Annotated in this window: 13 protein-coding genes; 11 read left to right on the forward strand and 2 right to left on the reverse strand. The window is 49.6% G+C overall.

The annotated features are described in order from the left end of the window. Window positions 1-194: 194 nt before the first annotated feature. From ACUVQO_RS19860 to ACUVQO_RS19885, 6 genes are all read left to right on the forward strand, one after another. Entirely contained in the window at window positions 195-1223 is a 1029-nt protein-coding gene (locus ACUVQO_RS19860) for an alpha/beta fold hydrolase (RefSeq protein WP_445927565.1), read from the forward strand. A gap of 26 nt (window positions 1224-1249) precedes the next feature. Beyond that, window positions 1250-1972, forward strand: coding sequence for a heterocyst differentiation pentapeptide repeat protein HetL (gene hetL / locus ACUVQO_RS19865; RefSeq protein WP_445927566.1), 723 nt, complete (start codon window positions 1250-1252; stop codon window positions 1970-1972). Window positions 1973-2086: 114 nt separating this feature from the next. Continuing rightward, on the forward strand, window positions 2087-3085 hold the full coding sequence (locus ACUVQO_RS19870; protein WP_445927567.1) for an ABC transporter ATP-binding protein: 999 nt from the start codon (window positions 2087-2089) through the stop codon (window positions 3083-3085). Window positions 3086-3127: 42 nt separating this feature from the next. Continuing rightward, window positions 3128-3961, forward strand: coding sequence for an ABC transporter permease (locus ACUVQO_RS19875; protein ID WP_445927568.1), 834 nt, complete (start codon window positions 3128-3130; stop codon window positions 3959-3961). A gap of 145 nt (window positions 3962-4106) precedes the next feature. Further along, a complete protein-coding gene (locus ACUVQO_RS19880; protein WP_445927569.1) occupies window positions 4107-5681 on the forward strand; it encodes a GldG family protein in 1575 nt (524 codons plus the stop codon). Between the two features lie 9 nt (window positions 5682-5690). Further along, window positions 5691-6554 (forward strand): metal ABC transporter permease, encoded by an 864-nt coding sequence (locus tag ACUVQO_RS19885; RefSeq protein ID WP_445927570.1) that lies wholly within the window; start codon window positions 5691-5693, stop codon window positions 6552-6554. A 213-nt stretch (window positions 6555-6767) separates the two neighbouring features. Here the strand turns inward: ACUVQO_RS19885 and ACUVQO_RS19890 are convergent, their stop codons facing one another. After that, on the reverse strand, window positions 6768-7244 hold the full coding sequence (locus tag ACUVQO_RS19890) for an MliC family protein (RefSeq protein ID WP_445927571.1): 477 nt from the start codon (window positions 7242-7244) through the stop codon (window positions 6768-6770). A gap of 199 nt (window positions 7245-7443) precedes the next feature. Here ACUVQO_RS19890 and ACUVQO_RS19895 point away from each other — a divergent pair, with 199 nt between their 5' ends. Then, the gene (locus ACUVQO_RS19895; RefSeq protein WP_445927572.1) at window positions 7444-8016 is read left to right on the forward strand and encodes a DUF6765 family protein; all 573 of its coding nucleotides are present in this window, start codon (window positions 7444-7446) and stop codon (window positions 8014-8016) included. Further along, window positions 8013-8507: a DUF6765 family protein gene (locus tag ACUVQO_RS19900; protein WP_445927577.1), complete on the forward strand. Its 495-nt coding sequence runs from the start codon at window positions 8013-8015 to the stop codon at window positions 8505-8507. The genes ACUVQO_RS19895 and ACUVQO_RS19900 overlap by 4 nt, the downstream gene beginning before the upstream one ends. Window position 8508: 1 nt before the next feature. Here the strand turns inward: ACUVQO_RS19900 and carA are convergent, their stop codons facing one another. After that, window positions 8509-9663, reverse strand: coding sequence for a glutamine-hydrolyzing carbamoyl-phosphate synthase small subunit (gene carA / locus ACUVQO_RS19905; protein WP_445927573.1), 1155 nt, complete (start codon window positions 9661-9663; stop codon window positions 8509-8511). A gap of 395 nt (window positions 9664-10058) precedes the next feature. On the opposite strand from carA, the gene ACUVQO_RS19910 reads away from it, so the two are divergent. The 3 genes from ACUVQO_RS19910 to ACUVQO_RS19920 form a co-directional block, all read left to right on the forward strand. Next, window positions 10059-10754: a retropepsin-like aspartic protease family protein gene (locus ACUVQO_RS19910; RefSeq protein WP_445927574.1), complete on the forward strand. Its 696-nt coding sequence runs from the start codon at window positions 10059-10061 to the stop codon at window positions 10752-10754. 899 nt (window positions 10755-11653) lie between these two features. Further along, the gene (locus tag ACUVQO_RS19915) at window positions 11654-12211 is read left to right on the forward strand and encodes a DUF3611 family protein (protein WP_445927575.1); all 558 of its coding nucleotides are present in this window, start codon (window positions 11654-11656) and stop codon (window positions 12209-12211) included. A 95-nt stretch (window positions 12212-12306) separates the two neighbouring features. Beyond that, window positions 12307-12665 (forward strand): AAA family ATPase (locus tag ACUVQO_RS19920; protein WP_445927576.1); only part of this gene is annotated, 359 nt, incomplete at its 3' end.

A 12665-nucleotide genomic window follows, 5' to 3' on the forward strand; every position in this document is an offset into this window, starting at 1 on the left:
GCGTTTCATCCCCGGCTTAAAAGACCGGGGTTCTCACGCGAGTTTTCTATAGGAGCAATTGCAATTAGAGGTGGCCTGTACAACTGAAGGTTGACCAACTTGCCCGATCATCACAGTAGTCAGCGTGGTGATCGCTAAACTCAGGAGCAACAAGAATCGTCTCATGAAGTACTATCTCTATGAAGTGAAAGTAGGTGGGATTGTCCTTAGCCATTGGTTCTCAATCAATAGCTGTTCACAATGACAAAGGACGAATAACCGCCTCACCTAACACTTATTCTCGCCAATTGACTGAGTTTCAGGAACAAACCTGGTTCTACCGAACTGTGATGACTTTCAGCAATGCCTCCCGTCGCACTTTAAATCTGCTTGATGTGCAGTTGTCCTATTTGGAGTGGCAGCGGAGTGAGGAACCCGTACTGTTGCTGCATGGCATGGCCGATCACGCGGGTGTGTGGCAGAGTTTAGGGGAAGATTTGAGCGATCGCTACCACGTTCTGGCTCCCGACCTGCGAGGACATGGAGACAGCAGTAAACCCGCTGCAGGCTATCAGTCCAGCGATATTATCCGAGATTTAGCAGCACTCATGGATGCCGTTGGTTGGCAATCGGCTCATGTGGTGGCGCATTCCTGGTCAGCCAAGGTTGCCACCTTATGGGCAACTCAGCAACCACAGCGATTTCGCAGTCTGGTGCTGATTGATCCTTTTTTTATCGATCGTATCCCCGTCTGGCTCACCCCCACCTTTCCCCTGCTCTATCGCGTGCTGCCCTTTTTGAAGATGATGGGGCCATTTGAGAGTTATCAGCAGGCGGAACACCAGGCCCGTCAACTCAAGCAGTATCGGGGATGGAGTGAACTGCAACAGTCTGTATTTCAGAATGCGCTGGAACCAAAATCGGATGGGCGGTGGGGCAGTAAGTTTGTCATCCAGGCTAGAGACGAAATCTTTGCCGATGTCATGCAGGTGGCCGGACTGACCATACCGATTGATGTTCCGACCCTGTTTGTACAACCAGAGAAAGGACTGAATCGTACCAACTGGCAGTTGAAGCCCTACAAAACCTACTTGAAAAACTTGAACATCGTCCAGGTTCCTGGCAATCATTGGTGTTTTTTGGTGGAACCAGAGGCTTTTAATCAGACGATCGCCACCTTTCTAGACACCTTCAATCCAAAATCCAAAATCCAAAATCCAAAATCCCCTCCCCGCCTACAATAAGTTGATGCCCAAACTCCGATACACCTATGGATGGGAATGAAATCTTAAAGCGCTACCAGATGGGAGAACGTCGTTTTCCTAAAGTCAATTTACAGGAGGCGGATTTAACCAACATCTGCCTCAGCCACGCCGATTTCAGCCACAGTGACTTGCGCCAGTCCCGCTGCGGAAAAACTGATTTCAGCTATGCTACATTCAATGCTGCAGACTTAAGTGAGGCAATCTTCTGGGGAACAAATTTGATGCAGGCCGATCTGCAGCACGCCCAATTACGCGAAGCCGATCTGAGTGGAGCAAATTTGCAGCAGGCAAATCTGGAACAGGCAAATTTGAGTAAGGCCAGTTTGTGTGGAGCCAATTTAAGCCATGCTCAGTTATCTCATGCCCTGCTATTTGAAGCGGATTTCCGTGCCAGTACGGATCAGCAAACAAACTTGAGTCATGCTCAATTAACCGGAGCAGACTTGAGCTATGCCAATTTAAGTGAAGCCCTGTTGTGTCATGCCAATCTGGATGAAGCCAAATTGTGTCGCGCCAAATTACAACGGCGAGGTCCTCAGATTCCCTGGGTCACAGATTTGAGTCAAGCCAGCTTACGCTATGCCGACTTGAGCTACGCAGATTTGACGGGAGTGATTTTGCGAAATGTTGACCTGACGGGAGCCGACCTCACCGGAACCATTCTTACAAATGCGGATTTAACTGGTGCAACCCTACCAGACGGCACGGTTCATTCGCCATCTCAGTAATCCAGCTTAGCGTTCTTCCATCAGTGTCGCTAATAAAACTCTACAAATGACGGCTCGTTTGGCGCAACCTCGATCTACTATGGGAGATTGGTAACGCCGGATGGGGAATTGCCCATGATCGAAGTTGAGCATTTGAGTAAGGTTTACGGCACCACCTCTGCGATTGAGGATGTGACCTTTGCCGTGGAACCCGGAGAAATTTTGGGCTTCCTGGGGCCAAACGGAGCCGGAAAGACTACGACTATGCGAATTTTGTCCGGCTATTTACCGGCTACTTCAGGAACAGCCAAGGTAGCAGGGTATGAAGTGCATGACCAGTCTATGGCGGTACGAAAACGGATTGGGTACTTACCGGAAACGCCGCCGCTGTATCCAGAAATGACAGTGGAAGGGTTCTTGTATTTCGTGGCCCGGATCAAAGGCGTGAGTGCGGGCGATCGCACCCGCAATGTCCAGTCGGCCCTGAAAAAAACTAGCCTGACGGATAAGCGCAACACCCTGATCCGCAAATTATCCAAAGGTTATCGGCAGCGGGTGGGAATTGCTCAGGCGATCGTCCACGATCCCCCCGTGATTATTCTGGATGAACCAACCGTTGGCCTGGATCCGCGGCAAATTATTGAAGTGCGCCATTTGATCAAGAGTTTGGCTGGCAGTCATACTGTCATTCTCTCTACCCACATCCTGCCGGAAGTCAGCATGACCTGTAATCGGGTCGCCATCCTCAACAAAGGGCGGATTGTGGCAACCAATACTCCAGAGGGACTGCTGGCTCAACTGACCAGAGGTTCTGGCTATGAACTGGAAGTGGCGGGGGATGAAACCATGCTGCGCCAAACATTGCAAACGATTCCCAGCATCCAAACGATTGAGCCGGTAGACACAGAGCTACCCCCCGACCGTCACAAAGTTCGGATTATGGGCGAAACGGGAACCACCCTGGCCGGACAGGAGATTGCCGCCGCGATCGTGGGAGCAGGCTTAGGCTTACACGAAATGCGCCGCATCCAAGCCAGCCTGGAAGACGTATTCCTGCAACTCACCACCGAAGAAACTCCCCTCCCCAAAGAAGTACCGGAAGCAACTCCCGACCCCCCAACCCCTAATCCCTAATCTCCAATTCCTAATTCCTAATCCCCGACCCCCAATCCCCTAATGACCAACCTATTCCCTTCCCTCCGCACTGTAGCTGCCAATATCATCGCCATCTATCGCCGCGAGTTACAAAGCTACTTCGTCTCTCCCCTGGCCTATCTGGTCGCCGGAATTTTCTGGTTGCTGGCCGGTTTTTTCTTTGTGGCAATTCTGCTGGGGCCAGAAGGACTGATTCAACAGGCGGCGGTGAATGAGCAGCAAGCCCAACAGTTGGGAATTCCGATGCCTCCCGTGGATGTTGCTTACCGATTTTTACAACTCTACCTGGGCGTATTGAGTTCCCTGGCGCTGTTCATTCTGCCGATTCTGTCGATGGGGCTGTATGCTGAGGAACGCAAGCGGCGCACCCTGGAACTGCTGGCCACCTCCCCCATCACTAACTGGGCCGTTGCCGTTGGTAAGTTACTGGCCGTAGTCACCTTCTTTGCCACTCTGATTTTGCCGTTGATGGTGTATCAAGCGATCGCCCTGAGTGCCAGCAACCCGCCCACGAGTCCGGCTATAATGCTCTCTGGCCATCTGGGACTGCTGCTGCTTGCCGCCGCTGTCCTTTCCCTGGGAATGTTCATCTCCTCCCTGACTGAAAGCACAATCCTGGCGGCGATCTTTACCTTTGCCCTGGTGCTGTTTCTCTGGGTAATTGACCTGATTGCCAAAAGCGTGGGTGGCTGGCTGGGAGATGCACTGGCTCAACTCTCGCTCCTAAAGCATTACAACAACTTCGTGCAAGGCATCATCGACAGTGGCAGCTTGCTTGTCTTTGCCAGCTTCATCTTCCTGGGCATTTTCCTGACGGCCCAATCGATTGATACATTGAGGTTTCAGCGGTCTTAAGTAGTTTTAAGTTCTAAGTTTTAAGTTCAAAGTTCGGAGTTCAACTTAAAGCTCAACACTTAAAACTCTTGAATCCCAGTTTTCTGCTTAACTTAAAACTCAAAACTTAAAACTCAAAACTCAAAACTTATCCCCCTTGCTTCCCATGAAAAAGTTACCTGCATCTAAATATCTGAAATATCTGAAATATCTGAAATATCTGATCTGGTTGGGGCCGATGCTGATGATTGCGGGAGTATCAGCAGGGGTGGTTTCTGGGGGATGGACAGCCGTGCCGATCGCGCTCATCCTGGTGGGTCTTGCCATGATCGGTGTGGGACTGATCGCAATGGGACGGGTAGACATGGGGGGGCAACCAAGTGTCTGGAACCAGCGATCACTGGAAACGGGTGCTAATGCCCTGGTTACAACCCTGGCGGTGTTGGCAATTCTGGGATTGATTAATTTCCTGGGGGCAAAGTATGCCTGGCGGGTGGATCTGACGGAGAATCAGCAATTTACTCTGTCGCCGCAAACCCAGGAAGTGGTACGGAATTTGCAAGAGCCGGTCAAAGTGTGGGTGTTTGCCAAGCAGCAAAATCCTCAGGATCAGGCTTTGCTAGAAAATTACCGCCGTGCGGGAAACAAGTTTAGTTTTGAGTATGTCGATCCGCAGACTGAGTTGGGGTTGGCTAAGCAGTTTGAAGTCAAGAATTTTGGCGATGTGGTGCTGGAACTGCAACCGAATAATAAACGCAAGCAGTTTGTGCAAACGGTGAGCGATCGTGATCGCCTGTCAGAAGCCAAGCTCACGAATGGGTTGGAGCAAATTCTCAGCAATCGTCGTGCCAATATTTACTTTCTACAGGGTCATGGGGAACGGCCTCTGGAAGCCGGACAACCGGGGGCCATGTCTCAGGCAGTGAAACTGCTGGGTGAGAAAAATCTGGTTGCCAAACCGCTGGCACTGGCAGAAAGTAAGGAGTTTCCTCAGGATGCGGCGGCAGTTATCATTGCTGGCCCTCAGAAACCTCTACTGGACGGGGAAGTACAGGCACTAAAGAATTACCTGCAACGGGGCGGTCATCTCCTGTTGATGGTTGACCCGACCAATACCGATCCCAAACTGGACGCTTTCTTAAAAGACTGGGGCATCACCCTGGATAAGCGAGTGGCGATCGACGGATCGGGGGGTGGCAAGTTAATTAATTTGGGACCAGCGGATGCGATCGTTACCCGCTATGGCGACCATCCCATTACTAAAGAGCTACAGGGAAATCTTTCCTTTTTCTCCCTGGCGCGTCCGGTGCAATCCACCGCTGTTAAAGATATCAAAGAAACTCCCCTTCTATTTACCAGCGACAACAGTTGGGCAGAAAGTAACCTGCAAACTCAACCACTGGAGTTTAATCCGCCTGCCGATTTGCAGGGGCCGCTGGTGTTGGGCATCGCCCTGGAAAAACAAACCGCTCCCAAATCCCGGCTAGTGGTGATTGGCAATTCAACATTTGCGACCGATGGCCTATTTGATCAGGTGGTGAATGGCGATGTGTTTCTCAATTCGGTGCGCTGGCTAGAGCAACCGGAACAATCTACGCTCTCGATTCGCCCCAAAGACACTAAAAACCGCCGGATTAATCTAACGGCTCAACAGGCTAATTTGTCCAGTCTGTTAGCCCTGATCTTCTTGCCATTACTGGGCTTTGGTACTGCAGCCTATATCTGGTGGCGACGCCGCTAAAAAATCAGAATGCAACTATCCCTCATGCTGAGTTGGCTTCTGGAACCACTGAATTACGAGTTTATGCGCCACGCGATCGCGATCGGGATCGTCGTCGGCATCTTGTGTCCGGTGGTCGGCAGCTATCTGATTGTGCAACGGATGGCGTTGTTGGGGGATGTGATTGCCCATTGTGTGCTGCCTGGGCTGTCTGTCTCTTTTTTCCTCGGCATTGATATTCTGATTGGAGCCTTTGCCTCTGGCATTTTGGGAGCTTTGTTGATTGCCTGGACTCGTTCCCAGTCACGGGTAAAAGTCGATGCGGCGATGGCGCTCACCTTCTCCAGTTTCTTTGCACTGGGGGTGACACTAATTACGGTACTGCGGAACAAAATTGATCTGGATAATTTCCTCTTTGGCGATATTCTGGGGGTCACGATTACTGACATCTGGCGCACCGAGGTGATTGCAGTGGTGATTCTGCTGGTGATCCGGCTGACTTATAAAGAACTGCTGTTTTACACCTTCGATCGCACGGGTGCCCAGGCAATGGGATTACCCGTCAATACGATTTACCTGGGCTTTATGGTGATAATTACCCTGACCATCACTGCCAGCATGCAGGCTGTTGGAGTAATCTTGGTAATTTCCCTGCTGATTGGCCCTGCACTCACGGCCTACTTGCTGACGCAGAAACTGCATCAAATGATGTTGCTGGGAGCCGTTATTGGAATGCTCGCCAGTGTAACGGGAGTTTACCTGAGTTATTATTACAACCTGCCTTCTGGGCCTGCGATCGTTCTGGTTTCTTCATTCCTGTTCCTGCTGGCCTTGCTCTTTAGTCCGTCCCAAGGGGTGCTGACCCATCCCCGATTGCATCATCCACTCCGTTGAGCCATCAGGTTTTAAGAGTTTCGGAGGCCATTACGTAATTTTTGTCATCAGGAACACACTGAATTGCTACCTTTTGTAACCTGACTTATTACTCGAAGTGGCTCCAGAAATATTGATCGTAGAAGCATAACTTCAGAAATTACTATCGATCAATCTATGTGCAACCCGGTACAAAACGACGGTTTAGTAGGGCACTTCCGAGAGACTATTGGGTTAGGGAAGAAAAGGATTTGGACTTGGAAAGGGAGCTACAGCTTGTTGAGAAATGCATTCTGTAAGATAGGGCTGAAAATTAACGTCAATAGATGCTTTATTGCCGATGGTCTGTAGCAGGGTGCGACCATTAGAATACTTCATTCCCTCAACTGCCTCTACTGGAAGCAATTCAAACCTGAGATTATCCAACCTCATCCAGGCCTTATCTGGAAAATACTGAACTTCAAAGGTTTTTCCATCATTACACTGGTATTTAACAAACTGTTGAGGTTGTTGAGCGTTGGCAGGCAAAGCCATTGCCGTAATCACCAGGGGTAAAATCGCTGAACTGAAGTTGATGCTTTTCATCGTTTCACCTTGTAATGCATTTGTCCTGTATTCTGTGTCCTGTGTCCTGGGTAAACAGCAGCTACTCAATACTAACGACCAGTGACCAATGACAACCAAGTCTATCGGTTTATCTAGAGTACCCAACCTTGCTTCCTGGCTCCGTTGAGTCTAGAGAAAGTTTAATTTTTACACAGTCTTTATAAAGATTACGTTAATCTCATTAGTTTTGCGGAACTCCTGGCGATCGTCCTGATTCACTTCCTCATTAAATTTGGCTACATCATCAAAGTGCAGAAGCAAGAACAGTAGAATGGGCTGCGTAGAATTCTGGGCTAGAGATGTAATGCAGATCGACTTCCATCATGGTGTTACCTACGTTGTGGCTCGTTTGGCTGGCTTTGACCATGACTCTGCTAATATCGTTGCCTACAGTGCCCAATACGTCGATGATGCCATCAACACCGGGTTGATCCGATTTGATAATGGAGCCTTGTTTAGCCGCATCAGCTCTGCCCACAAAATGCTGGATTACCGCAATTTTAAGGAACTGGCCAATCATTACGTCTGGGTTCCATTCCACTTTCTGCCCGGAAATGGAGGACTACCTGCTGATCAGGATCCACCTGGAACATTTATTGAAAAGCTGATTTGTCGACCCAATAGCTATGTTGCTCAGGATATGGTGCGGGAATGCATTAACCAGCGGCATCATCCCTACGGAATCTATCGCTTGGGTGTTACGATGCATGTGTATGCAGACACCTGGGCACATCAAGGCTTTGCCGGAATTAGCCATCACGTGAATGAAGCAACCTTTCTGATTGATGAACAGGGTCAACCCGATCATAAGTTGGAGAATCGGCTGAAGAATTTTTTATTGGGGAAGCGCTACCTCTGGGACATGGCACAGTACTGAGCAATCCGGATAAGCCCTTTTTGCGCTGGGGTTATACCAACGGTCGAGGTGAAAAAATTATCCGGGATAATCCCAGTGACTTTTTAGACGCGGCGGATTGTATGTGTCAGGCCATGCAACGGTACCGCATGGGAAATCCAGAAGCCACGGTACCAGGGTTGCAGGAATCCGATAAACGTCGAATTGCGGAGTTGTTTGAAACCATTCGGGATGAGAAAGGAGAAGCCCGCCACCAGCGATGGTTAGCCGCGATCGCGGACGGTATTTTCAGCTTTGGCCCTGCTATGGTGACGTATACCGCTAAAGGGAAAGGCTCCTGGAAATGCGAAGCCCTGAAAACCGAAGCCGAAGTTGACCGTGTTCATGAAGTTTTCCCTTACTCTCCAGCATTCCTTACCAGCCATTGGCAGCTAGTCCACGATGCCCTTCAAGCTCATCGCTTTCACATCGTGCATGAATTGCTTCCCAAATACAGAATTTGCCTTGCTTGACTTATCTCACTTTGGCCTGACGGTTTTCTCTCATCGCTTGCACAAAGCGCTCAAATAAATAGTCGGCATCATGGGGGCCAGGGCTGGCTTCGGGATGGTATTGTACGGAAAAGATGGGCAGTTTTTTGTGACGCAATCCGGCAACGGTGCGATCATTCAAGTTCAGATGAGTAATTTCCACATCCGCCTTGGGCAGGGAATCAGCACTGATCGCAAACCCATGATTCTGGCTGGTAATTTCTACCTGCTGATGCAAGCCACAGGGCTGATTTAATCCGCGATGGCCAAATTTCAATTTGAAGGTTTCCGCCCCCAGAGACAATCCCAGGATCTGATGGCCCATGCAAATCCCGAACATGGGTTTCTGGCTGCTCAATAACGCCTTGGCAGTTTGAATTCCTTCCTGAACTGCAGCCGGATCACCAGGGCCGTTCGAGAGAAAAATGCCATCCGGGTTGTAGCTGAGAATTTCTTCGGGAGAAGTGGTAGATGGTACGACAATCACCCGACATCCGTAGCTGGCCAGACGGCGGAGAATATTGCGCTTGACTCCAAAATCAAGGGCAACCACAACGAGCGGATCACCATCTAATTCCGCCGGAGAACTGAATTCCCACACAGGATCGGTCGTCTCAGACCACTCATAGACGGTTGGGGTCGTCACTTCTCGTACCAGATTCAATCCGGCCATGCTGGGAGCTTCCTGTACCCGTTGCAGTAGCTCGTGGGGATCCAGAATTTCTGTAGAAATGGCTCCATTCATTGCGCCCACCGATCGAATTTTGCGAGTCAGGGCACGGGTGTCGATGCCGTAAATCCCCAGGACGTTGTGCTGCTTCAAATAATCGGGCAGGGATTGGGTCGATCGCCAGTTGCTGGGTCGGCTACAAATGTTGCGGGCGATCGTACCCCGTACCTGTGGGCGCAGGGATTCTTCATCATCGGGATTGACCCCCGTATTGCCCAATTCAGGATAGGTAAAGGTAACAATCTGGCCACAGTAGCTGGGATCGGTTAAGACTTCCTGATAGCCTGTCATACCTGTATTGAATACCACTTCGCCAAGTGTCGTACCTGATGCACCAAAGGACCATCCCGGATAGGCGGTGCCATCGGCTAGAACTAATAATGCAGGCTGTGCAGAAGCAAGGGACATAGTGACCTGAAAAGAACGAATTGAGACGACTTATTATGGCACGCCTGTCCCATAGGCGGGTGTTAGGCTTAAGCAAATTGTTAGCTCAGCGTCAAGGTGCGGAATTCTATCGATACGTCTACGTCAGTCAGGCTAGCCTGGATCCATGTCATCTCAGGTTTGCTCGTTCTGCTTTCGTATTCCATTTTCCAAGGTCCTTAACTCTCTTTATGGTGAAGTTCGCTTGATCGCAAACCCTTTGGCTCCTGGCCAGTACTCTCCTCCTGGGAAGTGTTGCCTGTAGCAGCAGGCCATCCTCACAACAAAATTCCCTGGGCAGTGCACCAGCCTCCCCTGCTCCGGCTACGGTTTCCAGTAGTGCTCCAGTTGCTGCACCAGCATCACCCACGCCGATTGTGGCTCAGGTGGATGCTTATAAGCTGGCTGAGGAGAAAGCAAATAGCGCCCGCAACCTTAGTCAATCTGCTCTCACGGAGGATGATTGGAATTTAGTGAGTAGCCGTTGGCAACAAGCGATCGCTGCACTTCAGTCGATTCCGCCGAACAGTCCTTATCAGGCGATCGCCAAGGCCGAACGGCCTGAATTTGAAAAGGAATTGGCTGCTGCCAGACGACGAGCCAAGCAGGCCAAAGCTAATACCAGTCAGGCTCCCCTGATCAGCAGCCAGGCCCAGCCCTTGAATGTTTCTAGTGCGGTGATTCGTTCTTCTCCAGGGGCAGGAAATGTTTATCGAGTGCCTATTAAACGCCGTGCGGGAGGAACGCCAGTTATTGATGTCACCTTCAACGGCAATCAAACCTTTGACATGATTGTAGACACGGGAGCCAGTGGCACAGTCATTACGCCTTCCATGGCGCAGGCGCTTGGTGTGCAAGTCGTTGGCAAAACCAAGGTGAATACGGCCAGCCAAACCGAAGTTGAGGTGTCTTTAGGATATGTTCATTCAATCGCGGTTGGTGGGGCTGTAGTCAAGGAGGTGATCGTGGCGATCGGCAGTGATGCCCTGGATGTGGGGCTGCTGGGCCATGACTTTTTTGATGATTTTGATGTCACCGTTAAGCAAGACGTGGTGGAATTTAGACAACCCTAGAAGGAATAACAGTACGAGGGTGAGGGGTAAGGCCATTCCTCCGCATTGCAGCAATAAGCTTTAAATAAAAACCGACGGTTTCTTGAGAAACTGTCGACCAGTCGTGTGTTCCCTGTTGATGACTCAGTATTAGTTGAGTCTTCTTAAGTATGGCGGCTTAGTGGACTCAAGGTTGCGATCGTGATCAGAGCGATCCGGGATCTTCGTCACCCTTATCAGTGATCCATATCACACCTATATAGATAGCCTTATGCTTGCTAAAAAGGCTGATGAGCTGATGAGTAGCTCAAGGCTCAGGAAGCGCTCGTCACATCGTTAAACCAGGGTCTGTTGCACTCAGCAAGTCAACCCTTGTGAGGGGGCAGGGGGGAGATCAGATCCCATGCGGCAGGGAAGCGGGGGAAATCTCCCGGATCTAGACCTTGGGTTGTACCAAGGTGGGTATACACAGTAGCTCCTGTAAGAGAAGGCTAGGGTGAAGGCGGTTCGGACAGAGTCTTAAAAGATTTATCAGTCAAATAGGGCTTTAAGTTAGATCAAACATAAGACTTCTGGCTAGCTTTTCTCCAGCACTTTTTAGAAAACTAGAAGTGACTTGATATTAGAAACTGTAAAGTCAGTCAAGTGAAAGGCTACTTAGATATAATCAGATACTTTTATAAAAATCCTTAAACAAAATTAAAGTGATGTGTCAGGTATAGCTGTAATACATCAATTTCTTAAGCAGTATGGATTATGGGATTGCTAATTTAAACTATACATAAGCAACGTTGATTATGGCGACCTACTGATGTTCCTACCAAATCTATCACTTCTATTGACAAAAATACAAAATGTTGAATAGCTCTTTTCAAGTACCTTATATATTAAAGGGTACTTAAGCTTAAGATCAATTATTTATGTCTGATCTCCATTCCTCATTTGATATAAGACAACGGGTCGCTGGTACTTTACGACTGGGGGGAGCGATCGCCTTTTGGGTACAACTGGTGTTGGTAATTGCCAGTGTCATCATTTTGCTTTTTGCCCTCGCGGATCCCAGTTTTAATATCAACCTGGGTTTATTGTTTCGCCTCATTCCCACGGTCGGTGCAGTGGGAATGCTGGGATATAGTGTGTATTGGTCGTGGCATTATATTAGTCTGTCGAAACAACTGCGATCGCTGGAGCCTCGTCAGCTTCCCAGTCGCGCTGAGGTAGCCCAGAGTCTGGAGCTAGGCATGACAATGAATATAGTCGGGTTAGTTCTGACCTTGATTGCATTCCAGACTATTGTGACTGCTTTATTAATTAAGACCTTAACGATTCCTGGTGGCATTGCCGTCACCAAACCCGGTCTGTTGATTGACTCTTTAGATATTTTTGTCATCCAGGCCTGTTTATTTTTGATCATTGCGGGAGTGTTTGGAATTGCGATCGCCTTCTGGCTGCTTAAATCCCTGCACCATCCTCAATAATGAGAAAATCCCGAAATTCTAAGCTCTGCGGCGTTTTCCAGGGTTTTGAACACGAAAAACAACACGCAGACGATGATCACAGTCAAGATGGGAATATGGATCTTTTCCACCATCACCTGCAGGATACGATCGAGGCCGAAGCTCCCCTCGCGGCCCGGATGCGTCCCCGTACTCTGGATGAGTTTGTGGGGCAGGATGCGATCGTCGGGCCGGGACGATTGTTACGACGGGCGATTCAGGCAGATCAGTTATCTTCGCTCATCTTCTATGGACCACCCGGAACCGGAAAAACGACCCTGGCACGGATTATTGCCAATACGACGAAGGCTCACTTCATTGCTATTAATGCAGTCCTGGCAGGTGTGAAGGAAATCCGGGAGGCGATCGCCACCGCTCAGGAAAAGCGAGCGATGCACCACCAGCGCACCATTCTGTTTGTGGATGAGGTGCATCG

The organism is Leptodesmis sp. (assembly GCF_052746595.1).